Source organism: Sulfitobacter sp. 1A10359, assembly GCF_043558145.1.
In the GTDB taxonomy this organism is placed as follows: domain Bacteria; phylum Pseudomonadota; class Alphaproteobacteria; order Rhodobacterales; family Rhodobacteraceae; genus Sulfitobacter; species Sulfitobacter faviae.
Map to the genome: position 1 here is coordinate 444,343 of NZ_JBIFGB010000002.1, position 21,686 is coordinate 466,028.

At 64.1% G+C, this 21,686-nt stretch carries 24 protein-coding genes, 1 tRNA gene and 1 other RNA gene; 16 read left to right on the plus strand and 10 right to left on the minus strand.

The window, feature by feature from the left end:
• Positions 1-42: 42 nt before the first annotated feature.
• Positions 43-417 carry a helix-turn-helix domain-containing protein gene (locus ACGYK2_RS06440; RefSeq protein WP_168612238.1) on the minus strand — a complete coding sequence of 125 codons (375 nt, stop codon included), beginning with the start codon at positions 415-417 and terminating at the stop codon, positions 43-45.
• Positions 418-1,042: 625 nt separating this feature from the next.
• Between ACGYK2_RS06440 and ACGYK2_RS06445 the strand changes: the two genes are divergently transcribed.
• Entirely contained in the window at positions 1,043-1,819 is a 777-nt protein-coding gene (locus tag ACGYK2_RS06445) for a Bax inhibitor-1/YccA family protein (RefSeq protein ID WP_271687958.1), read from the plus strand.
• 63 nt (positions 1,820-1,882) lie between these two features.
• On the opposite strand, the gene ACGYK2_RS06450 is transcribed toward ACGYK2_RS06445, so the two are convergent.
• The 3 genes from ACGYK2_RS06450 to ACGYK2_RS06460 form a co-directional block, all read right to left on the minus strand.
• On the minus strand, positions 1,883-2,572 hold the full coding sequence (locus tag ACGYK2_RS06450) for a VIT family protein (RefSeq protein WP_067267575.1): 690 nt from the start codon (positions 2,570-2,572) through the stop codon (positions 1,883-1,885).
• A gap of 16 nt (positions 2,573-2,588) precedes the next feature.
• Positions 2,589-2,747, minus strand: a complete 159-nt coding sequence (locus ACGYK2_RS06455; RefSeq protein WP_271687960.1) for a hypothetical protein — start codon at positions 2,745-2,747, stop codon at positions 2,589-2,591.
• A 74-nt stretch (positions 2,748-2,821) separates the two neighbouring features.
• Entirely contained in the window at positions 2,822-3,514 is a 693-nt protein-coding gene (locus tag ACGYK2_RS06460; RefSeq protein WP_271687961.1) for a metal-dependent hydrolase, read from the minus strand.
• 302 nt (positions 3,515-3,816) lie between these two features.
• Here ACGYK2_RS06460 and gatC point away from each other — a divergent pair, with 302 nt between their 5' ends.
• From gatC to rpmG, 6 genes are all read left to right on the plus strand, one after another.
• A complete protein-coding gene (gene gatC / locus ACGYK2_RS06465) occupies positions 3,817-4,104 on the plus strand; it encodes an Asp-tRNA(Asn)/Glu-tRNA(Gln) amidotransferase subunit GatC (protein WP_209219074.1) in 288 nt (95 codons plus the stop codon).
• Complete coding sequence (gene gatA, locus ACGYK2_RS06470; RefSeq protein ID WP_271687963.1) at positions 4,104-5,591, plus strand: Asp-tRNA(Asn)/Glu-tRNA(Gln) amidotransferase subunit GatA; 1,488 nt, start codon at positions 4,104-4,106, stop codon at positions 5,589-5,591. Before gatC ends, gatA begins: the two co-directional genes overlap by 1 nt.
• Before the next feature lie 37 nt (positions 5,592-5,628).
• Positions 5,629-6,393, plus strand: coding sequence for a hypothetical protein (locus ACGYK2_RS06475; protein WP_271687965.1), 765 nt, complete (start codon positions 5,629-5,631; stop codon positions 6,391-6,393).
• A gap of 3 nt (positions 6,394-6,396) precedes the next feature.
• The gene (locus ACGYK2_RS06480; protein WP_271687966.1) at positions 6,397-7,086 is read left to right on the plus strand and encodes an N-acetylmuramoyl-L-alanine amidase; all 690 of its coding nucleotides are present in this window, start codon (positions 6,397-6,399) and stop codon (positions 7,084-7,086) included.
• An 11-nt stretch (positions 7,087-7,097) separates the two neighbouring features.
• Positions 7,098-7,578, plus strand: an RNA gene (gene rnpB, locus ACGYK2_RS06485) — RNase P RNA component class A.
• A 159-nt stretch (positions 7,579-7,737) separates the two neighbouring features.
• Positions 7,738-7,905 (plus strand): 50S ribosomal protein L33, encoded by a 168-nt coding sequence (gene rpmG, locus ACGYK2_RS06490; RefSeq protein ID WP_007119221.1) that lies wholly within the window; start codon positions 7,738-7,740, stop codon positions 7,903-7,905.
• A 170-nt stretch (positions 7,906-8,075) separates the two neighbouring features.
• On the opposite strand, the gene ACGYK2_RS06495 is transcribed toward rpmG, so the two are convergent.
• The gene (locus ACGYK2_RS06495) at positions 8,076-8,531 is read right to left on the minus strand and encodes a nucleoside deaminase (protein ID WP_271687970.1); all 456 of its coding nucleotides are present in this window, start codon (positions 8,529-8,531) and stop codon (positions 8,076-8,078) included.
• A 62-nt stretch (positions 8,532-8,593) separates the two neighbouring features.
• On the opposite strand from ACGYK2_RS06495, the gene ACGYK2_RS06500 reads away from it, so the two are divergent.
• From ACGYK2_RS06500 to dtd, 9 genes are all read left to right on the plus strand, one after another.
• A complete protein-coding gene (locus ACGYK2_RS06500; RefSeq protein ID WP_271693215.1) occupies positions 8,594-9,688 on the plus strand; it encodes a pseudouridine synthase in 1,095 nt (364 codons plus the stop codon).
• Between the two features lie 128 nt (positions 9,689-9,816).
• Entirely contained in the window at positions 9,817-10,032 is a 216-nt protein-coding gene (locus tag ACGYK2_RS06505) for a hypothetical protein (RefSeq protein ID WP_067267561.1), read from the plus strand.
• A 3-nt stretch (positions 10,033-10,035) separates the two neighbouring features.
• Positions 10,036-10,950: a 5-bromo-4-chloroindolyl phosphate hydrolysis family protein gene (locus tag ACGYK2_RS06510; protein WP_271687973.1), complete on the plus strand. Its 915-nt coding sequence runs from the start codon at positions 10,036-10,038 to the stop codon at positions 10,948-10,950.
• The gene (locus ACGYK2_RS06515; protein WP_271687974.1) at positions 10,950-12,146 is read left to right on the plus strand and encodes a toxic anion resistance protein; all 1,197 of its coding nucleotides are present in this window, start codon (positions 10,950-10,952) and stop codon (positions 12,144-12,146) included. The genes ACGYK2_RS06510 and ACGYK2_RS06515 overlap by 1 nt, the downstream gene beginning before the upstream one ends.
• Positions 12,147-12,168: 22 nt before the next feature.
• Positions 12,169-13,131 carry a DUF2927 domain-containing protein gene (locus ACGYK2_RS06520; RefSeq protein WP_271687975.1) on the plus strand — a complete coding sequence of 321 codons (963 nt, stop codon included), beginning with the start codon at positions 12,169-12,171 and terminating at the stop codon, positions 13,129-13,131.
• 35 nt (positions 13,132-13,166) lie between these two features.
• On the plus strand, positions 13,167-14,288 hold the full coding sequence (locus ACGYK2_RS06525) for an SPFH domain-containing protein (protein WP_271687976.1): 1,122 nt from the start codon (positions 13,167-13,169) through the stop codon (positions 14,286-14,288).
• Between the two features lie 108 nt (positions 14,289-14,396).
• Complete coding sequence (locus ACGYK2_RS06530; protein WP_271687977.1) at positions 14,397-15,509, plus strand: TFIIB-type zinc finger domain-containing protein; 1,113 nt, start codon at positions 14,397-14,399, stop codon at positions 15,507-15,509.
• A complete protein-coding gene (locus ACGYK2_RS06535) occupies positions 15,506-16,183 on the plus strand; it encodes a nitroreductase (RefSeq protein ID WP_271687979.1) in 678 nt (225 codons plus the stop codon). Before ACGYK2_RS06530 ends, ACGYK2_RS06535 begins: the two co-directional genes overlap by 4 nt.
• 1 nt (position 16,184) lies before the next feature.
• The gene (gene dtd / locus ACGYK2_RS06540; protein WP_271687981.1) at positions 16,185-16,631 is read left to right on the plus strand and encodes a D-aminoacyl-tRNA deacylase; all 447 of its coding nucleotides are present in this window, start codon (positions 16,185-16,187) and stop codon (positions 16,629-16,631) included.
• Between the two features lie 191 nt (positions 16,632-16,822).
• On the opposite strand, the gene ACGYK2_RS06545 is transcribed toward dtd, so the two are convergent.
• The 5 genes from ACGYK2_RS06545 to ACGYK2_RS06565 form a co-directional block, all read right to left on the minus strand.
• A complete protein-coding gene (locus tag ACGYK2_RS06545; protein WP_271687982.1) occupies positions 16,823-17,083 on the minus strand; it encodes a hypothetical protein in 261 nt (86 codons plus the stop codon).
• Entirely contained in the window at positions 17,073-17,315 is a 243-nt protein-coding gene (locus tag ACGYK2_RS06550; RefSeq protein ID WP_271687983.1) for a DUF1127 domain-containing protein, read from the minus strand. Before ACGYK2_RS06550 ends, ACGYK2_RS06545 begins: the two co-directional genes overlap by 11 nt.
• A 260-nt stretch (positions 17,316-17,575) precedes the next feature.
• Positions 17,576-19,456 (minus strand): acyl-CoA synthetase, encoded by a 1,881-nt coding sequence (locus tag ACGYK2_RS06555; protein ID WP_271687984.1) that lies wholly within the window; start codon positions 19,454-19,456, stop codon positions 17,576-17,578.
• A 148-nt stretch (positions 19,457-19,604) separates the two neighbouring features.
• A complete protein-coding gene (locus ACGYK2_RS06560; protein ID WP_271687985.1) occupies positions 19,605-21,416 on the minus strand; it encodes an ABC transporter transmembrane domain-containing protein in 1,812 nt (603 codons plus the stop codon).
• 154 nt (positions 21,417-21,570) lie between these two features.
• Positions 21,571-21,644: transfer RNA gene (locus ACGYK2_RS06565), tRNA-Gly, on the minus strand.
• Positions 21,645-21,686 lie beyond the last annotated feature (42 nt).

The following is a 21,686-nucleotide window of genomic DNA, read 5'->3' on the forward strand; positions in this document are numbered from 1 at the left end:
TGTCAGTGCGTTAGAGCCGCGTCCAGACGCGGGCGGGCAGGCTCAGGCCACGTCGCTCAAGACGCGGGCCAGTTCAAACAACCGGCGGCGCTGGTTCTCGGGGATGGCGTAGTAAGAGCGCACCAGTTCCATCGCCTCCTTGTCGGCCATCAGATCAGCAGGCAGCCCGTCCATCGGCGCGCCTTCGGCGACCTCCTCATCCTTCAACCCTTCGAAAAAGAAGGACACAGGCACCCCAAGCGCATCGGCGATATCCCACAGCCGAGATGCGCTGACGCGGTTCGCGCCGGTTTCGTATTTCTGTATCTGCTGGAATTTGATCCCAACCAGTTCCGCCAGTTTCTGCTGGGTCATCCCCGTCAGCCAGCGGCGCTGCCGGATACGTTTGCCTACATGTACATCTACCACATGCACCATATTCTCTAATCCTTATAGGGCACATGCGACCGTGCCAATCTCAGTTCCAAACAAGGACGAAGTGTGCCGTCGCCTCGCACGATACCGCAGGGGTTGCGCGAAAGTTCTGCCTCCTATCATAGCGGTTGCGTTGAATTCGGCCAAGAATTTTCACGGGATGGTAAAAACCTGCCCTGTATCGACTGCAACCTCAGGCGGTGCACTGCCCCTCTCTCTCTGCGACCGGCGGGTGTGAAATCCCCAAGTTTCCTTGGGCCTGTCGGTTTCCCGCTCGGCAACCGCTGGATGAACGCGAAGAATATCAATCGGTTCCCGTCGGAATGCGTCAAATGCCATCTTTCCGTGTTTGGGGCGGTGGGAATGGCTGCCGCCCGCGCGCGCGCCGCTTGAAATGCATCGGTGCTTTTCCGCCGATCGACCGCTCGCGGCAGTCCCGTCCAAGGCGCGCGCAGGGCAAGCCGACGCCCCGCGCATGCCCCGAACATCCCCACCCGTAAAACCCGCGATTATTGCCGTGTTATCAGCCCGCAAGACACTTGAAATTCGCCCCCTCAGGCCCGATATTCAGACCCAAGAACGTGTCGGCCGGGTTTCGACACGCAACTTTGCCAATGGGAGTCACTAAATGGCTGACGTCAATTCAATTCGCTCTGCTGCCGGGTCGCGCATCTCCGCGATCGACGAGGGTCTGCGCGCTCATATGAACAAGGTGTATGGCACCATGTCGATCGGCATGCTCATCACCTTCGCCGCGGCCTGGGCCATCTCGGGCCTGTCGGTCACCACCGACCCCTCCGCCGCCGTGGCGCAGCTCAGCCAGGATAAATACCTGACGCAATTGGGTTATGCGCTCTACGCCTCGCCCCTGAAATGGGTCGTGATGTTTGCGCCTCTTGCCTTTGTTTTCGGCTTTGGCGCCATGATCAACCGCATGTCCGCCGCCACGGCGCAGGTTGTGTTCTACGCCTTCGCCGCCGTCATGGGCATCTCGATCAGCTCGATCTTTCTGGTCTTCACCGGCTACTCCATCGCGCAGGTCTTCCTGATCACCTCCATCGCCTTCGCGGGTCTGTCGCTCTGGGGCTACACCACGAAAAAGGACATCTCCGGCTGGGGCAGCTTCCTGATCATGGGTGTGATTGGTCTGGTCGTCGCGTCGATCGTCAACATCTTCCTCGCCTCCTCGGCGCTGATGTTCGCGATCTCGGCGATCGGTGTTTTGATTTTCGCGGGTCTGACCGCCTATGACACCCAGAAGATCAAGACCGAGTATCTGGCCCACGCCCATCACGGCGACACAGAGTGGCTGGGCAAAGCCGCGATCATGGGCGCGCTGAGCCTCTATCTGGACTTCATCAACATGTTCATGATGTTGCTGTCGCTCTTCGGCAACCGCGAGTAATCGCCCTGCCATCTGATGCGAAAGGCCGGCTCCGAAAGGGCCGGCCTTTTTCTTTGGCACCGCTCATCCAATCGCGCCGAACAGATGTCCGACCCCGGCCGTCACAGCCATTGCCAGACCGCCCCAAACCACGACGCGCCCGATGGCGGGCCGCTTTGGCGCACCGCCCAGTTGCGCGCCGCCCGCGCCGAGCAGTATCAGCGCCAACAGCGCCACCAAGGCAATGGTCACGCCGCGCAGCCCCGCAGGCGCCAGAACCGCCGCAAACAGCGGCAGCCCGCCCCCCAAGGCAAAGGCCAATGCCGAAGCGCCCGCTGCCTGTAGCGGATCGGCCTGACCGGCGAGGCCGAACATGCCCAACTCTTCGCGCGCATGGGCGCCGAGGGCGTCATGGTCCGTCATCTGGGTGGCGACCTCTAGGGCGAGGTCGCTTTGCACGCCCCGGTTCTCCAGCCCTTCGGCCAGTTCGCTGAGTTCATAGTCCGGGTCTTCGATCAGGGCGACGCGCTCGCGCTCCAGATCGGCCTTCTCCACATCCGCCTGCGCCGAGACCGAGACATATTCCCCCGCCGCCATCGAAAGTGCCCCGGCGGTGAGCCCCGCAAGCCCCGTCAGCAGTACATTGCCCTGCGTCATGCCAGCCGCGCTCACCCCGACCAGCAGGCTGGCCGAAGAGACGATACCATCGTTGGCCCCCAAAACGGCGGCGCGCAGCCAGTTGCTGCGGTTTATGAAGTGGCCTTCTTTGGGCATCTGACCCGCCTTGCGTCTACTGCGGCTGATACACCAACAGATGCGCCGGGAAGATGACCGGCCTGTCGCCGCCCACCCCGGTAAAGCCGACACTGCCGGTGGGTTCCGCCCGGTTCAACGGGGCGCAGGCCCCCAGTGTCAGCAGCAAGATAACGGCAGTCGATTTGGCAAACATGGCATTCCCCCGGCAGTTCCTTCAGGTATCCCCCGTTCCGCCCCGCCGCGCAAGGCGTCGGGGGCGGAGGAGGATCAGACGGTGATCGGCTGCATCACCTGCGGTTCCACCACATCGACGCCCGGAAGCCCGTCGATGAGCGTCTGCGCCGATTGATCCAACGTGTCGAAGGTCCGGTAGTGGCAGGGAATGACCGTCTTGAAATCGAAATAGCGTTTGGCGGCATAGGCGGCCTGCGCCATGTCCATCGTGAAATGCCCGCCCGCCGAGAGAATGCCGATATCGGGTTTGTGGTAGTCGCCCATCCAATCCATATCCGCCATGATCGCCGTATCACCGGAATGGTAGATCGTATGGCCCTCGCCCGAGATCATGAAGCCGGTCTCCATCCCGGTGTAAATCGGCCCGTTCTCGCCCTCTACCGATGAGGAATGCGAGGCCGGGACCATGGTGATCGCCACCTCGCCCGCGCGGATCGTCCCGCCTTTGTTAAAGCCCGTGGTCTGCTGCACGCCTTTGCTTTCCAGCCAGCCCATCAGCTCGACCATCCCCGCGACCGGGGCGTTGGTGCGGCTGGCGATGTCGGCGATGTCTGCCGTGTGGTCGAAATGGCCATGGGTCACAAGGATCTGCGTGGCGCCCTTGATTGCATCGGCATGGTGCGCGTCGTCCAGCATGGGGTTGTCTTTGAGCCAAGGGTCGATCAGCAGCACTTGGTCTTCGATCTCGATGCGGAATGAGCCGTGGCCGAGCCAGATGATGTTCATGGGAGTCCTCCTGATTGCGGTGGGTCTAACATCAGATTTGACCCTATGCTGCGCGGAATCAAGTAACCCCGAACATGCCACCCTAGCCCGGAATCAGGGGGCATGCCCGACGGGCTGGCGCTTGTGCAACCCGGACGCCATCCCGACATCACCGAATACCGCCGCGGCCATAAATTGCCCAACTGCCTCGGCGCAAGCACCATCCTTCGGTCTGGCGCCGCCCGGCTCCGTTACGGGCCTCTCAAACCCTTGCGAGGCCCGCCCCCAAACGGTAGAGGAGCCTCAAAGAGATGGAGATGTTCATGTCGATCGACGAAAACACCGCCGCACGCGTGGCGAAACTGGCCCGGATCAAGGTTGAACCCGACGCGCTGCCGGCGCTGGCGGAAGAGTTCAACACCATCCTTGGCTTTATCGAACAGCTGTCCGAGGTGGATGTCGACGGCGTCGAGCCGATGACCTCCGTGACCCCGCAGCGCCTGAAACGGCGCGAAGACGTGGTCACCGATGGCGACCAGCAGGACCGCGTGCTGGCCAATGCCCCCGATGCCCGTGAAGGGTTCTTTGCCGTGCCGAAGGTGGTGGAATAATGACCGATCTGAACAAACTGAGCCTGGCCGAGGCCCGCGACGCCCTGCGCAAGGGTGAGACCACCTCGAAAGACCTGACCGAGGCCTGCATCCAAGCCATCGACGGCGCAGGCGCGCTGAACGCCTTCGTGCACCGCACGCCAGAGATCGCGATGGAACAGGCCGCCGAGGCCGACGCCCGCATCAAACAGGGCGACGCTCCGGCCATGTGCGGCCTGCCCATCGGCATCAAGGACCTCTTCTGCACCAAGGGCGTGCCGAGCCAAGCAGGCAGCCGCATCCTTGAAGGCTTCCTGCCCGAGTATGAGAGCACCGTGAGCCAAAAGCTGCGCGACAGCGGCGCGGTGATGCTGGGCAAGCTCAACATGGACGAATTCGCCATGGGCTCGTCGAACGAAACGTCCGTGTACGGCAACGCGGTGAACCCGTGGCGTCGCGAAGGTGAGACGGCAGAACTGACACCCGGCGGCTCCTCGGGCGGCTCTGCTGCCGCCGTGGCAGCCGACCTCTGCCTTGCGGCCACCGGCACCGACACCGGCGGCTCAATCCGCCAGCCCGCCGCCTTCACCGGCACCGTGGGGATCAAGCCGACCTATGGCCGCTGCTCCCGCTGGGGCATCGTGGCCTTCGCCTCCTCGCTCGACCAAGCTGGGCCGATGACCAAGACAGTGCGCGACGCTGCCATCATGTTGGAAGCCATGTGCGGCCATGACGCCAAGGACAGCACCAGCGCCGATCTGGCCGTGCCGGACTTCGAGGCAGCGCTGACCGGGGACATCCGCGGCAAGAAGATCGGCATCCCGCGCGAGTACCGCATGGATGGCATGCCCGAGGAGATTGAAAAGCTGTGGGCCGACGGCATCGCCATGATGAAAGACGCGGGCGCCGAGATCGTCGACATCTCGCTGCCGCATACGAAATACGCCCTGCCCGCCTATTACGTCATCGCGCCCGCCGAGGCCTCGTCGAACCTTGCGCGCTATGACGGTGTGCGCTTTGGCCACCGCGCCAAGCTCGACCACGGCGACGGCATCACCGAGATGTACGAAAAAACCCGCGCCGAGGGCTTCGGCCATGAGGTTCAGCGCCGCGTGATGGTCGGCACCTATGTGCTCTCCGCCGGTTTCTACGACGCCTATTACAACCGCGCCCGCAAGGTCCGCACGTTGATCAAGAAGGACTTCGAAGACGTCTTTGCCCAAGGCATCGACAGCATCCTGACCCCGGCGACCCCCTCGGCGGCCTTCGGCTTGGGCGAGATGAAGGACGCCGATCCGGTGGCCATGTATCTCAACGACGTCTTTACCGTGACGGTGAACCTCGCCGGATTGCCCGGTGTCGCGCTGCCGACGGGCCAAAGCGCCACCGGCTTGCCGCTGGGTCTGCAGCTGATCGGGCGTCCTTGGGAAGAGGCCGAACTGCTGTCCTCCGCCTATGCGCTGGAGAAGGCCGCCGGTTTTGTGGCCAAGCCCGAGAAATGGTGGTAAGCCGCAGAGCGGTGAACAAGAAGCGAGAGCGGGTCAGATGATCACACGGACACTTCTAGCGATGACGGCAGGCGGTCTTTTGGCGGCCTGCCAACCGGCGATCCCCGATTCCGGGAACATCAACACCGGGCGCGGTGTCGGCTTTGGTGACGGCAGTTTCGAGGCCGAGCAGCGCGCGCGCGATGCCGCGCTGGCGGGCGACGGCAGCTACATGCCCGCCGCCTCGGAGGTGACCGCCCAGCCTTTGGATGACGGTTCTCCCGAAGCGACGGCGGCGGAAACCGCCCGCGTGCTCGCCGCGACCCGTCCGGGCGGGGCCAGCAACGGTCTGGGCAATGACGCGGCCACCAACTCGGGCGTGGCCCCGGTGAACGCCAGCCCGTCGAACCCGCCCCCCGCCGCGGTCAACGCCGTGGGCATCTCGAACGAGAACAACTTTGACGCCGTGTCGGGCCAGCGCAGCATTCAAGACGACGCCGCCCGCGTGGCCGCGAACCGCGCGCAATATGAGGTCGTCCAACCCGAGGCCCTGCCCGAGCGCCGCAATGTCGGCCCGAATATCGTTGCCTATGCGCTGCAAACCAATCAGTCGGTCGGTCAGCAGATTTATAGCCGCATCGGTTTCAACAAGGCCCGCAAGTTCGAACGCGCCTGTGCGCAATACGGCCACGCCGACCAAGCGCAGATCGCCTTCCTTGAGGCCGGTGGCCCCGAGAAAGACCGCCTTGGCATGGACCCCGATGGCGATGGTTTCGCCTGCGACTGGGACCCCACCCCCTTCCGCCGGGCTGCACAGGGCTGACAGATGCCTGCCGCGCCTGACGTGACGGCGCATCCCTCGCCCAATTGTGGCCCGCGACGCGGCGGGCTGCGCCCCCGGCTGATCGTCCTGCACTACACCGCCATGACCAGCGCCCAAGCGGCGCTGGAGCGGCTGTGCGACCCCTCCGCCGAAGTCTCGGCCCATTACCTGATTTCAGGGCGCGGAGAGGTCATTCAGATGGTCGAGGAAGAGCAACGCGCCTGGCATGCAGGCGCGGGCGAATGGGCGGGGTTGGAGGACATCAACTCACGCTCCATCGGGATCGAGTTGGACAACCGCGGCGATCACCCGTTTTCCCAGCCACAGATGCAGGCGCTTGAGACCCTCCTGCCCGGCATCTTGGCCCGCCACGGCATCCCGCCCGAAGGGGTGATCGGCCATTCCTGCATGGCACCGGGCCGCAAGACCGACCCCGGCCCCCGATTCGATTGGGCCCGGCTCGCAGGGCGCGGGCTGGCGCTTCCTGCGGGCGATGGCCCCCTTCCTGACAGCGTAACCACCGAAACCTTCCGCGCTGCCGCGCAGGCCACAGGCTTCACCGCGCCTTGCGACGATGACACGCTGCTAAACGCCGTGCGGTTGCGTTTCAGGCCATGGGGACGCGGCCCTCTCACCCCCGCTGACCTCGCCGCCCTTCCCGCCCCCATTGACGCGCCGCGCGGCGGCGTCTAGGGCGGGGCTGCGCGGAAGGCTGGATGGCCGCTGCGTCGACTCGCGTCGCATGACCGACGTCCGCTCTCGTCACACGCATGTGTGACATCCGTGGCGTCGCTTTTGCGGGGCGAAAGCGACGTAGAGGAAAGTCCGGACTCCAAGAAGGAACGGTGCCGGGTAACGCCCGGGCGGGGCAACCCGACGGAAAGCGCCACAGAAATGAAACCGCCCCTACGGTCCGGCTTGCCGGAACAGCCGAGGGGTAAGGGTGAAACGGTGGGGTAAGAGCCCACCGCGGGGCTGGCAACAGCTCTGGCAAGGCAAGCCCCACCGGGAGCAATGCCAAATAGGGACCGCGCGCCGATGATCTTCGGGTCAAAGGCGGGGCTCTTCTGCCCCAGCAGGTCCGGGTTGGCAGCTATAGCCGCATCGGCAACGGTGCGGTCAGAGGAATGGTCATCGCCTGTTTTCGGACAGGTACAAAATCCGGCTTATAGGCCTTCCGCGCATATTTCTGCTCTTTCGAGGCTGAAAGGCAGGTTTTTCGACGAAACCGGCGTCTTTCGGCACCGGGCGGGCAAATAGCGGTTGACTCGGGCGCGGGTCTGACTAGAACCCGAAATTCAGAATTCACGCAGGCCTGCGCGGCGCTGCAGCAGGAGAAGACACATGGCGAAGCCAACCACGATCAAGATCCGCCTGAACTCGTCCGCGGGCACAGGCCATTTCTACGTGACCAAGAAAAACGCACGCACCATGACCGAAAAGATGGTCATCAAGAAGTACGACCCCGTTGCGCGCAAGCACGTCGAATACAAAGAAGGCAAGATCAAGTAAGATCGCCTGACTTTTGAGTTTCAAAGGGCCACGCGGTTTCGCGTGGCCTTTTGCATTGTGCAGGGCTGGATCGCGCCCGCCCTGGGGGCGGGCCGGGCGCGATCCGGACGCGGGGCGTCCGGATAATCGTTGGGACGCCTGAATGCCATCCCCGGTCCGGCGCTGCCCGGCTAGCGGCCTCTCTTCTCGCGGAAAAACCTCACGAGCATCTCTTCCGCCTCTCCCGCCGCGATCCCGTCAAAGACCTCCGGCACATGGTGGCATTGGGGATGCGAGAATACCCGCGCGCCCTGCGCCACGCCGCCTGATTTCGGGTCCGCCGCGCCGTAGTAGAGCCGCTCCACCCGGGCGGCGGCGATGGCACCGGCGCACATGGCGCAGGGCTCCAGCGTGACGTAAAGCGCGTGACCGATCAGCCGTTCCGAGCCGACGGCGGCGCAGGCGGCGCGCAGGGCCAGCATCTCGGCATGGGCAGTTGGGTCATTGCGGGCGCGGGTCTCATTGCCTGCGGCGGAAACGATCTGCCCTTTCGGAGAGACGACGACTGCCCCCACCGGCACTTCGCCGCGCGCGGCGGCGGCGCGGGCCTCGGCCAAGGCCTGTCCCATATACGAGCGAAACTCCATCCCGCCACATGGCCGCAAACGCCACCCTTTCGCAAGCCCGTGAAACAGGGTAAGCGCAGTGTATGAACGCAAAAACGCCCCCCTCCGGCTCCGGCCCGCAAAACCCCGACACCGATGCAAGTGCAGGCACCCCCACCGGCGACCGCATTGCCAAGGTGCTGTCGCGCGCGGGCATCGCCTCACGCCGCGAGGCCGAGCGCATGATCGAAGCGGGCCGCGTGCGCGTGAACGGGGAGCAGATCACCTCGCCCGCGCTGAACGTCACGCCAGAGGATAAGATCACCGTCGACAACACCCCCGTCGGCGCGCCCGAACCGCCGCGCATGTGGCTGTATCACAAGCCTGCCGGACTGGTGACCACCGCCCGCGATGAAAAGGGCCGCGAGACGATCTTTGACGCCCTGCCCGAGGATATGCCCCGCGTGATGACCGTGGGTCGGCTCGACCTCAACTCCGAAGGGCTGTTGCTGCTGACCAATGACGGCGGGGTGAAGCGCAAGCTGGAACTGCCCAGCACCGGCTGGCTGCGCCGCTACCGCGCACGGGTGAATGGCCGCCCCACCGATGAGATGCTGGAGCCGCTGCGCAAAGGCATCACCGTGGAAGGCGAGAACTTTCAGCCGATGGACGTGACACTCGACCGCCAACAAGGGGCCAACGCTTGGCTGACCGTCGGCCTGCGCGAAGGCCGCAACCGCGAGATTCGCCGCGCGATGGAGGCCGTGGGCCTCACCGTGAACCGGTTGATCCGCATCTCCTACGGCCCGTTCCAACTGGGCGAATTGAAGATCGGCGAGGTGGAAGAGCTGCGCCGCAAGGTCGTGCGCGATCAACTGGGGCTCGAGTTGGAAGACCCCAGCGGCACCGCCACCAAGAAACCCACCGGTCTGCGCCGCCCGCCGCGCCGCAAGCCCGGCGGTTTCGGCGGCGCGGGCCAACCGGGCCTGCCCGTGCAACGGGGCGAAGACGACGAACCGCCGCCCCGCCGTGGGGGCGGCAAGGCAAAGAACGCACCGCGTGGCAAGGCCGCGATGGGCAAGACGGCTGGCAAAGCAGGCGGCAAGGCAAGCGGCAAACCGGGGGCGCGCCCGACGGGGCGACCGAATGGCAAACCGGGGCCAAAACCCACAGGCCGGGGGCCAAAACCCCGCCGCTGACCGGCCCTGCCCCGACCTGCCCCTGCGCGTTTCCGGAACGCGGCCGACCTGCGTGCGTTGAATAGAGAACGGCAGGCAAGATCAGCGCGAAACCGCTGTCAGAAAAGGGCAATATGGCGCGAATAGTGATGTTTTTGGTGGCCTTGGCCGCGCTCGTGGTTATCATCCTCGGCGCAGCCTCGCTCGTGGGGCGTGCGGCTGACAGTGCCGGCACGGCGTTGCGCCCGATCTGGGGCAGCAAAAGGGGAAACATGATGGCGCCAACTACCTTTCAGAAAATCGCCTTTGGCGCGTTGCTGGTGCTGCTGCTTGGGCTCACCAGCGGTTTTCTCGGAGGGCTTTGACCTATGGCGCAACGCTTTGGCGGCAAATATAGCCCCGACACCGATGCCGCCCCCGGCAGCGCCCCGCGCAAAACCGCGCGCCTGCGCGTCGATCCGGCGGGCGGTCGGGTGAACCTGATGTTCCTGCCGCCGGTGCTCTTGGCGGCAACCTCGCTCATCGGGGGAGCAGGCACGCTGGTGCTAGGCCTTGGTGGCGCGTTCCTGCTGGCTTCGGGCGTCTGGTTGCTGCGCGATGGCCTTTTGGCCGAGGCGGAATACCACGAGCGCAAAGTCGCCCGCCGCCCCGTCCTGCCGCGCAAGTTCATCGCGGCCCTCTTGGCCGGTGCGGGCGCGGCCCTCGCCGCTTATAGCAACGATCCCAGTCTCGCCGCGGCCTTGCTCTATGGCATCGCCGCCACTGCGCTGCACCTCGCCGCATTCGGCATCGACCCGCTACAGAACAAGGGCATGGAGGGCATCGACACCTTCCAGCAAGACCGCGTCGCCCGGGTGGTGGATGAGGCCGAAAAACTGCTCTCGGGCATGAGCCAAGCGATCCTGCGCGCGGGCGACCGCCGCGCCGAAGCGCGGCTGGCCGAGTTTCAAGAAACCGCCCGCCATTTGATCCGCACCGTCGAGGAAGACCCCCGCGACCTGACCGCCGCTCGCAAATACCTTGTCGTCTATCTGCGCGGGGCGCATGATGCGACGGTGAAATTCGCCGACCTCTATGCCCGCAACCAAGACACCCAAGCACGCGATGACTACCTCGCCTTGCTGGACGATCTGGATCAGAACTTCGCCGCGCGCACGGCCAAGTCGCTGCTAGACGACCGCAGCGATTTAAACGTGGAAATCGACGTGCTGCGGGCGCGCCTCTCTCGCGAGGGTGTCCGACTGGAGCAACCCACCCCTGCAAATACTAAGGAAGATCAGTGATGACCGATGCCCTCCGTGACAAAGCTGCCCAATCGCAAGGGTTGGTGGAAGAAGTGAACGCAACCGTCTTGCCGGAACCGGCGGATGCCAATGCCATCGTGCCGCTGAACAAAGCCGATCCCGAACAGAGCGCGGAAATCCAAAAGCGCATGGCCGAGATCGACGTGACCGATACCCAGTCCATCGTCAGCTTCGGCTCTGCCGCGCAGGCCGAGTTGCAAGAGATCAGCCAATCCATGCTGGCGGATGTGCGTAACAAGGATGTTGGCCCCGCGGGCGACAGCCTGCGCACCATGGTCAGCGCGATCCGCGGCTTCTCGGTCTCGGAATTGGACGTGCGGCGCAAGCAAAGCTGGTGGGAGAAACTGCTGGGCCGTGCCACGCCCTTTGCCAAGTTCACCGCCCGTTTCGAAGAGGTGCAGGGCCAGATCGACCGGATCACCGACAACCTGCTGGCGCATGAGCATACGCTGTTGAAAGACATCAAATCGCTCGACCTGCTTTATGAAAAGACGCTGCAATTCTACGACGAACTGGCGCTTTATATCTCTGCCGGTGAGGCCAAGATCGAAGAGTTGGATCACAAGACCATCCCCGCCAAACAGACCGCGCTGGATAAGGCGGGCGAGGACGATCAGGTGATGCGCGCGCAGGAGCTGCGCGATCTGCGTGCCGCCCGTGATGATCTGGAACGTCGGGTGCATGATCTGAAACTGACGCGGCAGGTCACCATGCAATCGCTGCCCTCGATCCGTCTGGTGCAGGAGAATGACAAGAGCCTTGTGACCAAGATCAACTCGACCTTGGTCAACACCGTGCCCCTGTGGGAGACGCAATTGGCGCAGGCCGTCACCATCCAGCGCAGCGGCGAGGCGGCAAATGCGGTGCGCGAGGCCAATGACCTGACCAATGAATTGCTCACCTCCAACGCGAAGAACCTGCGCGACAGCAACAAGGTGATCCGTCAAGAGATGGAGCGCGGCGTCTTCGACATCGAGGCGGTGAAACAGGCCAATGAAGACCTGATCGGCACCATTGAGGAATCCCTGCAAATCGCGGATGAGGGCAAGGCGAAACGCGCCAATGCCGAGAAAGAGTTGCAGGAGATGGAAGGCCGCCTGCGCGACACGCTCGCCGCCGCCAAGGCCCGCGAAACGGGGTTGGGCGATACCACCGGCGGCGCGGTGCCAAGCTAAGACCGACGTGAGGGAACAGGCCATGCAAGGACGTCTGCGCAGAAATCTGCGCGCCGCAGGGGCGCTCGCGCTGAGCACGCTGCTCTTGGCCTGCGCCGAACCTGCGCCCGTCTTGCAAAAGGTCGCCAAACCGCAGGCCCGCCCTGCCGCCGCCACCCCTTCCCCGGCAGCGGTGGCGAAACCGACCTCGCAAAAAAGCGCCATGCTGCGCAGCTATCTGCATCAGGTCGAAAAGGCGCAGTTGGGCCAAGATCTGCTGCGCCAAGACGGGGGCGGAGAGGACACACCCTTTACCAGCGAAATGCTGGCGCGCAACTTTGAGCAGATCGCGCTATATAACGAATATGACGGCAATTTTTCAGGCCAAGGCGGTGCCAGCCCGCTGCGCCGTTGGGATGCGCCGGTGCGGATGCAGATCATCTTTGGCGACAGCGTACCGCCCTCGCAGCGCCGATCCGACACCGCTAAGATCAACGCCTTCGCCCGCCGTTTGGCGCGGGTGACCGGGCATTCGGTCTCAATCGGCGACAGGCCGAATTTCATGGTGGTCGTGGCCTCGGAAGATGACCGCGTCGATGCGCTGGCCCAAGCGGCGGAAGAGGTCGCGGGCGTGAGCAAATCCTCCCTGCGGGCCATGCGCAACATGCGGCGCGACACCTATTGCGCCGTGGCCGCCTATGCTGCGGGCGACAACCCCAACGTCTATACCGCCGCTGTGGCCGTGATCCGCTCGGAAAATCCTGAACTGCTGCGGCTCTCCTGCATCCATGAGGAATTGGCGCAGGGTCTGGGACTTGCCAATGATAGCCCCGCCGCGCGCCCGTCGATCTTTAACGACGACGACGAATTCGCGCTGCTTACCAAACACGACGAACTCCTGCTCAAGATGCTCTACGACCGGCGCCTGCGCCCCGGCATGACGGCAGAGCAGGTCAACCCGATCACCCGGATCATCGCGCGCGAGTTGACGGACGGGCCGGTGTAACGCAGCATTACGACGAAAGAATAAGGACCATCCCCATGGGTATTTTCGATTTCCTCTCTGGCCAGTTCATCGACGTCATCCATTGGACCGACGACACCCGCGATACGATGGTTTGGCGGTTCGAGCGTGAGGGTCATGAGATCAAATACGGCGCCAAGCTGACGGTGCGTGAGGGGCAAGCGGCGGTTTTTGTGCATGAGGGGCAGTTGGCGGATGTCTTCACCCCCGGTCTCTATATGCTTGAGACCAACAACATGCCGATCATGACGACCCTGCAACACTGGGATCACGGCTTTCGCAGCCCGTTCAAATCCGAGATCTATTTCGTCAATACGACCCGCTTCAACGACCTGAAATGGGGCACCAAGAACCCGATCATCGCCCGCGACCCTGAGTTTGGCCCGGTGCGCCTGCGCGCCTATGGCACCTATTCCGTGCGGGTGAGCGACCCCGCGAAGTTCCTGACCGAGATTGTTGGCACCGATGGTGAGTTCACCATGGACGAAATCTCGTTCCAGATCCGCAACATCATTGTTCAGGCTTTCTCGCGCACGCTCGCCTCCTCTGGCATCCCGGTGCTCGACATGGCCGCCAACACGCGCGAGTTGGGGCAGCTGGTGGGCAAGGATATCGCCGCACAGATTGCAGAATACGGGCTGGCGATGCCCGAGCTTTATATCGAGAATATCTCCCTGCCGCCCGCGGTCGAGGCGGTGATGGACAAACGCACTTCGATGGGCGTGGTCGGCAACCTCAACGAGTACATGCAATTCCAAGCGGCTGAGGCGCTTGGCCGCGAAGGTGCGGGCGGGGCCGCGATGCAAACGGGCCTCGGCGCGGGGCTGGGGATGAGCATGGCCCAAGCCGCCACCGCGCAGGCCGGCCCTTGGGGCGCGCGCCCTGCCCCCACCGCCGCCGCACCGGTGCCGCCACCCCCGCCGCCGGTCGAAAAGGTCTGGCATATCGCCAAGGACGGCGCGACCTCAGGCCCGTTTTCCAAGGCGGCCATGGGCCGCAAGGCGAGTGAGGGCAGCCTTACCCGCGAGTCTCTGGTTTGGACGCCGGGCCAAGATGGCTGGCAGCGGGCCGAGGATGTGGCCGAATTGGCGCAGCTTTTCACCGTGATGCCCCCGCCACCGCCGCCGCCCCCGGCTTGATCCGCAGGCGCGTGGGCAAAAGGCCTTCGCGCGTCCCGCCCGTGGCCCCTCAGGTCCACGGGCCACCCCCATCCGCTCCGCCGCGATTGACCTTGCAAAGCACCCCTTATGTCCGCCACCGATCTGCCCCCCGCCGCCCCGCTTGAAGAGCACCGTTTCCCCTGCGACACCTGCGGGTCGGACATGCGCTTTGACCCGGCGCAGGCGCTGCTGATCTGCGATCACTGCGGCAATGTGGAGCCGATCGACGGCAACGGGCGCCACGCCCATGCCATCGCCGAACAGGACTTTCGCGCTGGATTGCAGGCCGCCCTGCCCGCCGCTGAGATGGAAGAGACCCGCGTCACCACCTGCCCCAACTGCGCAGCGCAGGTGGAATTCGAGCCCGGCAAACACGCCGCCGAATGCCCTTTCTGCGCGACGCCCGTGGTGATCGACACCGGCACCAACCGCCATATCAAACCCCGCGCCGTGCTGCCCTTCGCCCTGCCCGAAGAACGCGCCCGCGACGCGATGAAAGACTGGCTCGGCAGCCTTTGGTTCGCCCCCAACGGGCTGCAACAATATGCCCGCAAGGGCCGCCGGATGCAGGGCATCTATGTGCCCTTCTGGACCTATGACGCACAGACCGCCTCCAGCTATCGCGGGGAGCGTGGAACCGTCTATTACGTCACCCGCACCGTCATGCGCGATGGCAAGCGGGTGAAGCAGCAAGTGCCGAAAATCCGCTGGCGGGCCGCTTCGGGGCGGGTGGCACGCTTCTTTGACGACGTACTGGTGCTGGCCTCCCGGTCGCTGCCCAAGAAACACACCGACGCGCTGCACCCTTGGGACCTCTCGGCGCTGGAGCCCTATGCGCCCGAATATCTCGCCGGTTTCCGGGCCGAAGCATATGGCATCACGCTGGAGGAAGGCTTTGTTCAGGCCCGCGCCCATATGGACCGGGTGATCGAGCGGGACGTGAAGTTCGACATCGGCGGCGACCGCCAGCGGGTGCATGACATCAATACCCAAGTCAGCGATGTGACCTTCAAACATATCCTGCTGCCGGTCTGGCTTGCCGCCTATAAATACCGCGGCAAGACCTATCGTTTCGTGGTGAACGGCCATTCCGGCAAGGTGCAGGGCGAACGCCCCTATTCCGCCATCAAGATCACCTTTGCCGTGGTGCTGGGGCTGATCGCCGCCGCCATCGTCGGCTATTTCATGGCCCAGCAATGACCCAGACTTACGACCAGTTCACCGACCTTTTGCAGGCGCGCTATTCCTGCCGCGCCTTTCGGCCCGATCCCGTCCCCAAAGAGAGCATCACTCAGATCGTCAGCGCCGCGCGCCATGTGCCCTCGTGGTGCAATGCGCAGCCATGGCAGGTGACCATTACGCGCGGCGCGGGCACCGATGCCTTTCGCGCAGCCCTCCTTGAAGCCGCCAGCGCCGACACCCCGGTCGCGCCGGACCTGCCATGGCCCACGGGCTACTCCGGGGCCTATGCCGAACGCCGCCGCACCTGTGGCTTCCAGCTTTACGACGCGGTGGGCATCGCCAAATCCGACCGCGCCGCGCGTCAGGCGCAGATGCTGCGCAACTACGCGCTTTTCGACGCGCCGCATGTGGCCATCGTGACCGCCCCGGCCGAGCTTGGCCCCTATGGCGCGATGGACTGCGGCGGCTTCGTCACCGCCTTCACCCTCGCCGCGACAGCGCTTGGCGTGGCCAGCATCCCGCAGGCCGCCATCGCCGCCTATGCGCCCTTGGTACGCGAAGTGCTAGCGTTGCCCGAGGATCGGCTGGTGCTCTGCGCGATCTCCTTCGGCTATGCCGATGAGACGCATCCCGCGAACGCCTTTCGCACCGAACGTGCCGCCCCCTCTGACATTATCGATTGGAAAAACTGACATGCGCGCATTGCTGCAACGGGTAACCGAGGCTTCGGTCACGGTCGAGGGCGAGGTTATCGGCAAGATCGGCCCCGGCCTCCTGATCCTCGTCTGCGCCATGCCCGAAGACACCGAAGAGACCGCCGAGAAACTGGCCTTGAAGATCTCCAAACTGCGGCTGTTCAAGGACGATGGCGGCAAGATGAACCTGAGCCTAGCCCAAACCGGTGGCGGCGCCTTGGTGGTGAGCCAGTTCACCCTCGCCGCCGATACCTCGCGCGGCAACCGCCCCGGCTTTTCCGGCGCAGCGAAGCCCGAGAAGGCCGAGGCGCTCTATTCCCATTTCGCCCGCAGCCTCGCCGGGCTCGAGATCCCCGTGCAGACCGGACGGTTCGGCGCGGATATGGCCGTGGCGCTGGTCAACGACGGGCCGGTGACCCTCTGGCTCGATACGGCGGCGCCCTGATAGTTCGGTGGAAAGCATGGGCCGGCAAGCTTGGGAGGAGGTAAGCTTGCCGGCCGGTATAACGGGTCCGGGAGGAGGAGGACCGTTAATATGCGGTGTCAGATCAACCCGGGAAGGAGCGGGGTCTGGCACCTGACAATGCAGCGCGTAAGGCGCGACATTGATGGCTGAGGGTCTATAAGCGCAGTGTCTTAGAGACCGTCGTATTCTTCGGTCACCAGCGCTTGGGCGTGCTGGGGAATTTGGTCGCGGTCGATGCCCGCACGCTCAAGCTGTGCGTCGCTCATGCTGTTGAGGACGGCCTGCATGCGCGAGATCTGCATCTGGGTGACGCCACGCGCCAGCAGGTTGCCGACCTTGCCCGCAGCGGTGCCAAGCGCACCGAGAACCGGAGCGGTCGCATCACGCAGGGAGAAACCGTGCGGGGCGGATAGGGTGTTGTCATACTTCATAGGTCTGTTCCTTTGAAAGTTCTTCCGACGCCACACGCCGGATCTCGCACCGTGCGATGCCGATATCGGACAGTTCGCGATCGCTCAGTACGTTGAGTTCTGTGAAGGTTCGGTTGTAAGCTGCGCGCCGGGCCTTGATCTGGGCCACGCGACGGCGCATGCTGTCAACGCTGTGATGAAGCCCATCGAGCGCGGAGCTCAGGGTAGTGCCACGTGAGATTGCCATCGTCATAAGCGCAACTCCTTTCAGAATGCTGCAAGTGCATTATCAATGCTGCAATGCAGAAGTAGTACGCTCTGACCCTATTTTGAACCCGCAGAATTTGCATAGGCGCTATGCCCGAAACGAAAGGCCGGGGGCTAACTACAGGTAAACAGCCTAAAATTTTTGCGCTGATACACAGGAAATGTGCATCGGCGCAACGCAGCGGGGCTGCAATCAGGGGATTTGGGGACGGGCGGCGGCGTGCCGCCCTTTCTTGTGTGAGTCGATTAGCTCACCGGTTCCCAAGGGCGTGTGTAGACGCTGAGCACCTTTGACACCTCGTCATGGGTCGCGTCGTTCATCGTGACCTGCGCGACCAACCCACGCTTCTTGTCGTCCACCACCTCGGTTACCCGCGCGGCACAGCCCGCCTTTTCAAGGCTGCCATTATAGACCCGCGTGATCGCGTCCTTGCGGAGATCGGGTTTGAAGATCTTGCCAACAGCCGTCTTGGGCAGCTCGTCCATGATCTTGAGGTGCTTGGGCTGGGCTGCGCGTTCCGCGACATGTTCGCGCGCATAGGCCAACAGTTCCTCTTCGGTGACATTGGCCCCCTCGACGAGTTCGACAAAGGCGCAGGGCACCTCGCCCGCGTGGGGGTCGGGCTGGCCGATGGCACCCGCAAAGGCGACGGCCTCATGGCCCAGCAGCGCCTCTTCGATTTCGGCGGGGTCAATGTTGTGCCCGCCGCGAATGATCAGGTCCTTGGCCCGGCCCGTGATCCAGATATAGCCATCGCTGTCGATCCGGCCCAGATCGCCGGTGCGCAGGTATTTGCCGTGGTAGAAGAGGTCTTTGTTCTTGTCTTCCTCGACATAGGTATGGCCCGAGAAGACGCCGGGGTTCGAGACGCAGATCTCGCCAATCTCATCCGTCTCCGCGTCGATCGGACCATCCACGGTGCCCTTGATGATTCGCACGTCCGAATAGGGGAAAGCGATACCGATGGAGCCGACCTTCTTGATGCCGTCCGTCGGGTTGCAAGAGACAAGGCAGGTCGCCTCGGTCAGACCATAGCCTTCGACCAGCGTGACGCCAGTGGCCTTCTCAAACCGGCGGAAGAGTTCCAGCGGCAGCGGGGCGGAGCCGGAAAAGGCGGTTTTCACCGTGCTGACATCCGCATCGATCGGGCGCTGCATCTTGGCCGAAATCGCCGTGGGCACGGTGATGATAAAGGTGATCTTCCACCGCTCCACCAGCTTCCAGAAGTTATCGAACACCCCATCCCCGCGATAGCCCTGCGGCGTGGGGAAGACCACATGCGCGCCCGAGGACACGGCGGCCATCAGGATCACATGGCAAGCAAAGACGTGGAACAGCGGCAGCGGACACATGATATTGTCCTGCTCGCTGAACAGCAGGCGGTGCCCCAGCCAGCCGTTGTAGATCAGCCCGGAATATTTGTGTTGCGCCACCTTTGGCATCCCGGTGGTGCCGCCAGTGTGGAAATAGCAGGCAACGCGATCCTCTTGCACGTCCTCAAAGTTGAGCGAGGTGTTCTGCTTGGCGATCTCCGCGTTGAAGTTGAGGTATTTGGCTTGGTTGTTCACCATCCCCTTAGGCCGCACCAGCGGGACGATCCAGCTTTTCGGCGGGGTGAGATAGCGCACCAGATCGACCTCGAGCACCGTGTGCACCTTGGGCGCAAGCCGCACCGCTTCGGCGGTCTTTTGGGCCACATCCGTTTTGGGGAAAGGCCGCAGGGTGACGACGACGGAGGCGCCCACTTCGCGCAGGATGGCACCGATCTGTTCGGCGTCCAGCAGCGGATTGATCGGGTTCACGATCCCGGCCACGGCACCGCCCAACAGGGTGATCGTCGTCTCGTTACAGTTGGGCAGCACATAGGCCACCACGTCCTTCTCACCCACGCCGAGGCTGCGGAAGAGGTTCGCCGCCTGCGTCACGCGGCCATGCAACTCTTTCCAAGACAGCGTTTCGGCCTTGTCCTTTGGGCCCGAGAAAATCTGATAGCTGACGGCATTATGGTTGGGGAATTTCGCGGCCGTATTGCTCAGCATTCCGTAAAGCGTCTTGGCCACGTCGCGGTCTTCCCACGGCATTTCCGCCGCGATGGCATTGCGGTCTTCGATCCCGGCGAATGTCATGGTGTCTCCTCCCCTGTGCCGGTGTTCCGGCTTATTCTCCTCGCGCCAGATTGCGGCGAAACGCGCCGTTTCGCAAGCAATCGGCGGCAACAAACGCAACGTCACACTAGGGTGACGTAACGCCGGGGTTGCACTGTTCAAGGGCGGCTCAGGCCGCGGCGGCGGCCCCATCGGTGAACTGAAGCCGCGCCAGGCGCGCATAAAGCCCGTCACTGGCGACCAATTCGTCGTGGGTGCCGATGGCCGCGATGCGCCCGGCCTCCATCACCACGATGCGGTCGGCCTTTTTCACGGTGGCCAGACGGTGGGCCACGATCAGCGTCGTGCGATCCGCGCTCAGCCGGTCGACGGCGGCCTGCACCAGACCTTCGCTCTCGGAATCCAACGCCGAAGTAGCCTCGTCCAGCAGCAGAACCGGCGCGTCACGCAGGATGGCGCGGGCGATGGCGATGCGTTGTTTCTGCCCGCCCGACAGCATCACGCCGCGCTCGCCCAGATAGCTGTCATAGCCATCGGGCAGCGCGGTGATGAAGTCATGCGCGGCGGCGGCGCGGGCGGCTTCCTCGACCTCGGCGTCACTGGCATCGGGGCGTCCGAAACGGATGTTTTCAGCCGCCGTGGCGGCAAAGATCACCGGGTCTTGCGGCACCAGCGCGACCGAACGGCGGAAGTGGTCCCGCGCCACGTCACGCAGGTCGACCCCATCCAAGGTGATCTGCCCCGACTGCGGGTCATAAAAGCGCAGGATCATCTGGATGATCGTCGTCTTCCCCGCGCCCGAGGGGCCGACAAAGGCCACCGTCTCGCCGGGGTTGATCTCAAGGTCGACACCATCAAGCGCCGCCACATCGGGGCGCGCCGGATAGGTGAACTGCACGTTCTCAAATGCGATCCGGCCCGCGACAGGCTGCGGCAGGCTGCTCTGGCTTGCGGGCGCCGGGTCTTGCACCGTATCCTCGCTTTGCAACAGGTCGATCAGCCGCTCCGTGGCGCCCGCGGCGCGCTGCAACTCGCCCCAGATCTCTGACAGGGCAGCGACCGCGCCCGCGACCATGACCGCGTAGATCACGAATTGCACCAGCGCGCCCGCGCTCATCACATCCGCCCGCACGTCGCGCGCGCCGATCCACAGCACGCCCACCACCCCCGCGAAGACCAGAAAGATCACGATCATCGTCATCACGGCGCGGGTTTTGATCCGGCGCTGCGCGGCATCGAAAGAGGCTTCGGTCATCTGCGCGAATTGGCCCCGGCTCGCCGCTTCATGGGTAAACGCCTGCACCGTCTGGACCGCGCCCAGCGTTTCAGAGGCGTTGCCGGAACTCGCCGCGATCCAGTCTTGGTTCTCGCGGCTCAGCACCCGCAGGCGGCGGCCCAGCGTCAGGATGGGGATCACCACGGCGGGCACGATCAGCAGCACCAGCCCGGTCAGTTTGGCCGAGGTCAGCAGCATCAGCCCCAAGCCGCCCACAAAGATCAGCAGGTTGCGCAGCGCGATCGAGACCGAAGAGCCGATCACCGAGAGGATCAGCGTCGTGTCGGTGGTGATCCGGCTCAGCACTTCACCGGTCACGATACGCTCATAAAAGGCGGGGCTCATGCCCACGACACGGTCGAACACCGCGCGCCGGATATCGGCCACCACCCGTTCGCCCAGCCGTGTCACCAGCGCATAGCGCAGCCCGGTACCAAGGGCGAGCAGCCCCGCGATCAACAAAGCGGCGATGAAATAGAGATCGAGCAATTCGCTCTCCCCCGTGCCGAAATTGTCGATCACCCGCCGGACCGCCAAGGGCAAGGTGAGCGAGATCATCGCGGTCAGCACCAGTGCCGCCCCGGCGGCGGCCATCAGCCAGCGATAGGGCGCCATGAAGGGCATCAGCGCCGCCAAAGCCCCGATCCGCCGCGACTTTTCGCGTTCGTCTTTGGCGCTTGGTGCGGGGGCTGGGGTGCGTGCCATGGGCTTTCCTTTGTCTTTCCACATCGGTCATGGCGCGGGGGCTGGGCGGGGTCAAGCAAGACCGCCCCGATAAGGACAATCTGCCGCCCCCGACAGACAGCGGCGGGCGCATCTATCCCGCGCGGCGGCGGTCATGAAAGCTTCGGGGAAAGAGTGGAGCGGGCGACGGGAATCGAACCCGTATCATCAGCTTGGAAGGCTGAGGTCTTACCATTACACAACGCCCGCGCTACGGCTCCTCTCCTATTTTATCGCTCCCTGAGCGTCAAG

Bases quoted from the DNA above. Each gene is read 5' to 3' on its own strand.
- ACGYK2_RS06440 (WP_168612238.1), bottom strand. From the start codon at position 417: ATGGTGCATGTGGTAGATGTACATGTAGGCAAACGTATCCGGCAGCGC.
- ACGYK2_RS06445 (WP_271687958.1), top strand. From the start codon at position 1,043: ATGGCTGACGTCAATTCAATTCGCTCTGCTGCCGGGTCGCGCATCTCC.
- ACGYK2_RS06450 (WP_067267575.1), bottom strand. From the start codon at position 2,572: ATGCCCAAAGAAGGCCACTTCATAAACCGCAGCAACTGGCTGCGCGCC.
- ACGYK2_RS06455 (WP_271687960.1), bottom strand. From the start codon at position 2,747: ATGTTTGCCAAATCGACTGCCGTTATCTTGCTGCTGACACTGGGGGCC.
- ACGYK2_RS06460 (WP_271687961.1), bottom strand. From the start codon at position 3,514: ATGAACATCATCTGGCTCGGCCACGGCTCATTCCGCATCGAGATCGAA.
- gatC (WP_209219074.1), top strand. From the start codon at position 3,817: ATGTCGATCGACGAAAACACCGCCGCACGCGTGGCGAAACTGGCCCGG.
- gatA (WP_271687963.1), top strand. From the start codon at position 4,104: ATGACCGATCTGAACAAACTGAGCCTGGCCGAGGCCCGCGACGCCCTG.
- ACGYK2_RS06475 (WP_271687965.1), top strand. From the start codon at position 5,629: ATGATCACACGGACACTTCTAGCGATGACGGCAGGCGGTCTTTTGGCG.
- ACGYK2_RS06480 (WP_271687966.1), top strand. From the start codon at position 6,397: ATGCCTGCCGCGCCTGACGTGACGGCGCATCCCTCGCCCAATTGTGGC.
- rpmG (WP_007119221.1), top strand. From the start codon at position 7,738: ATGGCGAAGCCAACCACGATCAAGATCCGCCTGAACTCGTCCGCGGGC.
- ACGYK2_RS06495 (WP_271687970.1), bottom strand. From the start codon at position 8,531: ATGGAGTTTCGCTCGTATATGGGACAGGCCTTGGCCGAGGCCCGCGCC.
- ACGYK2_RS06500 (WP_271693215.1), top strand. From the start codon at position 8,594: ATGAACGCAAAAACGCCCCCCTCCGGCTCCGGCCCGCAAAACCCCGAC.
- ACGYK2_RS06505 (WP_067267561.1), top strand. From the start codon at position 9,817: ATGTTTTTGGTGGCCTTGGCCGCGCTCGTGGTTATCATCCTCGGCGCA.
- ACGYK2_RS06510 (WP_271687973.1), top strand. From the start codon at position 10,036: ATGGCGCAACGCTTTGGCGGCAAATATAGCCCCGACACCGATGCCGCC.
- ACGYK2_RS06515 (WP_271687974.1), top strand. From the start codon at position 10,950: ATGACCGATGCCCTCCGTGACAAAGCTGCCCAATCGCAAGGGTTGGTG.
- ACGYK2_RS06520 (WP_271687975.1), top strand. From the start codon at position 12,169: ATGCAAGGACGTCTGCGCAGAAATCTGCGCGCCGCAGGGGCGCTCGCG.
- ACGYK2_RS06525 (WP_271687976.1), top strand. From the start codon at position 13,167: ATGGGTATTTTCGATTTCCTCTCTGGCCAGTTCATCGACGTCATCCAT.
- ACGYK2_RS06530 (WP_271687977.1), top strand. From the start codon at position 14,397: ATGTCCGCCACCGATCTGCCCCCCGCCGCCCCGCTTGAAGAGCACCGT.
- ACGYK2_RS06535 (WP_271687979.1), top strand. From the start codon at position 15,506: ATGACCCAGACTTACGACCAGTTCACCGACCTTTTGCAGGCGCGCTAT.
- dtd (WP_271687981.1), top strand. From the start codon at position 16,185: ATGCGCGCATTGCTGCAACGGGTAACCGAGGCTTCGGTCACGGTCGAG.
- ACGYK2_RS06545 (WP_271687982.1), bottom strand. From the start codon at position 17,083: ATGAAGTATGACAACACCCTATCCGCCCCGCACGGTTTCTCCCTGCGT.
- ACGYK2_RS06550 (WP_271687983.1), bottom strand. From the start codon at position 17,315: ATGACGATGGCAATCTCACGTGGCACTACCCTGAGCTCCGCGCTCGAT.
- ACGYK2_RS06555 (WP_271687984.1), bottom strand. From the start codon at position 19,456: ATGACATTCGCCGGGATCGAAGACCGCAATGCCATCGCGGCGGAAATG.
- ACGYK2_RS06560 (WP_271687985.1), bottom strand. From the start codon at position 21,416: ATGGCACGCACCCCAGCCCCCGCACCAAGCGCCAAAGACGAACGCGAA.